Source organism: Chamaesiphon sp. GL140_3_metabinner_50 (assembly GCF_025361915.1).
GTDB lineage: Bacteria > Cyanobacteriota > Cyanobacteriia > Cyanobacteriales > Chamaesiphonaceae > Chamaesiphon.
In genome coordinates, this window is sequence record NZ_JANYJC010000286.1 from 1 (window position 1) to 3,134 (window position 3,134).

1 protein-coding gene and 1 pseudogene are annotated in these 3,134 nt (G+C 48.4%); both read right to left on the reverse strand.

The features are described 5' to 3' along the window. A partial coding sequence (locus Q0R35_RS13930) for an efflux RND transporter periplasmic adaptor subunit (protein ID WP_295619318.1) occupies positions 1-1,598 on the reverse strand: 1,598 nt, incomplete at its 3' end. Positions 1,599-1,798: 200 nt separating this feature from the next. Next, positions 1,799-3,134 (reverse strand): annotated as a pseudogene (locus Q0R35_RS13935) (peptide synthetase); the annotation flags it as partial.

The following is a 3,134-nucleotide window of genomic DNA, read 5'->3' on the forward strand; positions in this document are numbered from 1 at the left end:
ATGTCTGGTTTGACGACGAAGACAAACTGACCATTCGGGCCATTCTGCACGGCTTGAGACGGTACGACGATCGCGTTGGGCGTTTCACTCAGAGTGAGCGTAGCATTGACATATTGACCTGGGTACAGTTTGCCATCGGTATTATTAAAGTCGCCGATGAGCTGAATCGTGCCTGTAGTATTATCGACAGTATTATTGACAAATGATAGTTGTCCGGCGATCGGTTTGCTGTCACTATCGGCAAGTTTGACATCTACAGGCAGTTTGCCGCCACTGATCCGTTTTTGGACTTCCGCAAGGTTTGAGGCTGGGACTGCAAACGAGACTTGAATCGGGCTAACTTGAACGATCGTCGCCAGTGGGGTGTTACCACCAGCTTGGGCAACATTCCCGACTTGCACGAGGATATTGCCTACCCGCCCAGCGATCGGGGCATATATTTTGGTATAACCGAGTTGGACTTGGGCATTTTTTAAGGCACCCCGATCGGAATCCATTCCAGCTTGAGCGTTGCGAATTGCCGCCTGGTCGCCACGGACTACGGCTTTGGCATTTTCGATCGCGACTCGATCGCCTTGAGCTACTGCTTGAGCGTTTTTAATGGCTGCTTCATCGCCCCGAACTACGGCTTGGGCATTTCTAATCGCCACCCGATCTCCCTGGGCAACGGCTTCGGCGTTTTTAATTGCCTCGGTATCCGCTTGGATATTCGCTGCCGATACCCCTTTATTGGCAGCGTATTGCTGCGCTTGATCTAGGCTGACAGCTCCCTGTTTGTACAAATTTCCGTAGCGTTGGCTTTGCCCTTGAGCAAATTTAGACTGAGCGATGTCTTTGGCGAGAACGGCTTTGGCTTGTTGGATTTGGGCGAGATCTTTTTGAAGAGTGGCTTGCGCTTGAGCGATCGCGCCCTTATCCTTGTCTAGTGTAGCTTTGGCTTGCTCGATCGCCTGGAGATCTTTTTGGAGTGTAGCTTGGGCGGTGGCAATCAGTCCGGTATCCTTATCCCGCGTGGCTTGTGCCTGTTGAACCGAGGCTTGGTCTTTGAGGGTTACGCCCTGCGCCTGCTGAATTGTCGCCTGTTGGGGTTGCTCGTCGAGGGTAAATAAGAGCTGTCCTTTCTTAATTTCCTGACCTTTTTTAAAAAATACGCCCTTAATCCGCCCGCTGACTTGGGGCGTTACCGATACACTCAGTCCCGATTGGACGGTACCGATCGCGCTAACCTGCACGGGAACAGTCTTTTGGATCGCGGTAGCGACTAATACGGGGGTAACTTTGAGCTTGCGATCGGCAGATTTATCTTTGGCAACATTTTGACCACTTAGAGTCCGAATCCCCACAAATCCCAGTGCGCCAATTCCCAAGACTGCTAATAACAATAGGGCTGTTTTCACCCACGAGCGTCGTTCGGGTTTGGTTGCTGTTAGCTGCTCTGTATTGCCTGATGACAGCGGTGGATCGACAACTGTTAGTGCCGAGTTAAAATCTAATTGAACTGGCTCTTGGGCTAACTTATCATTCAGGTTGGCAGTGGTAACGGGATCTAATTTGTGATTCCGCTCCAGATTTGAGATATCGGCACTGCGATCGGTCATTACTCCCCCCCGTTTAGATTTTATTTGAATACTAGAAGTTTAACTTATCTCTTCATTCTAGAAGTCAAACCTCAATTAAGATACAAACAATCTTCCTAACCTCACTAGGAAAAAAGTCACTATATATCCATGACTTTTTTCCTAGTCGCTCCGATTCAACTCACGAGCAGGTATGAATATGTGATATTTCGATCGCCGAGCTAATCATAAGTACGAGTAACGGGGATACCTTGCCAAGTGGTAGCTGGCGGCAATTTTTCACCTTTCATTACCAAAGACATTGGTTGAATTACCACATCTGGTTCTAGCACGGTATTGTATAAGATCATCGCCCAACTGCCGACTTGAGTGCGGGGATAGAGATGGAGTTTGCCTAGTTTCATCACCCGATCTTCAAATAGGTGAGTTTGTAGCGTAGCATCGCGATCGAGAATCACATTATCCTCGATCGTAATCAGATCGAATTCGGTAAAATCGGTAGTTTCAATATACACATTGTCCCCGATTTTCATCCCCAGCAATCGCAACAGCATCGGCGCGAAGGGGGTACCGAGCAGAAAGAATAGAAATCCTGGCACGATAATCGCTTCATACAGCCCTGTAATCAACTCTGTCCGCCAGATGAAGCTGCTCCAGAGGGGAATGGTACCGGGACGATAACGACCGATTACCAGCCATTTTAAGCCGATGACGAAGAAGGCAGACAGGGCGGTAATTAGGAAATAACAGAACGGGAACCAGAAGAAAACCCCCAGCCAAATTACCACATCCCATTTCCAACTTGAATTATCATCGGCGACGATCGTCAATCCAGCTTCTAAGGTAAAGAGAACGATAAAATGGATGCTCCCTGGGAGCGTGACGCGCAGAAATTCGATCGCCAGTCGGATCGCATACAGGTGGCGGGGTGGCTTATAGGTTTGCGCTTCTTCATAGCTGTCGATGACTTCGCGGTGGGGAATATAGATCGCTGGCGAACCCAGCCATGCGGTATCTGGCTGCATGGGTGTATCGCTCACAGGCGGAATTGAAAGGCAACCAATTAGAGAATTACTCGCGATCGTACTATGTGCTGGCACTAGCGCACCATTCCCCACAAAGGTTTGAGAACCGATTTTCGTTGGGGCTAATTCCATCCACCCGCGATCGACTTTTACTGCACCTAAAGATACTGTATCGGCGATAAAACTCTCCGCTCCGATCGATAGTAAATCGGGTGTAAGATTAGTCGCGGTCGATATTTCTGTGCGCGCGCCAATTTTCGCCCCTAACATTCGCAGCCAGGGCAGCAGGTAGAGCGTAGAGTAGAGCGTCGGCATCATATCTAAACTCATACTCATCAATCGATCCACCCACCATTTTCGCAGTCCAAAACTACTATGAACTGGATAATTGCCAGGTTTAACTCTACCCAGCAGAATCCATTTGTAAAGTAAAACTTGAAGGCAAAATATACCGATAAAGGAGAAACTACCTAAGATTGCTGCGGGAATTAATAACTCATAGATTTCAAGTTCTTTGAATATCTCTTGCCAC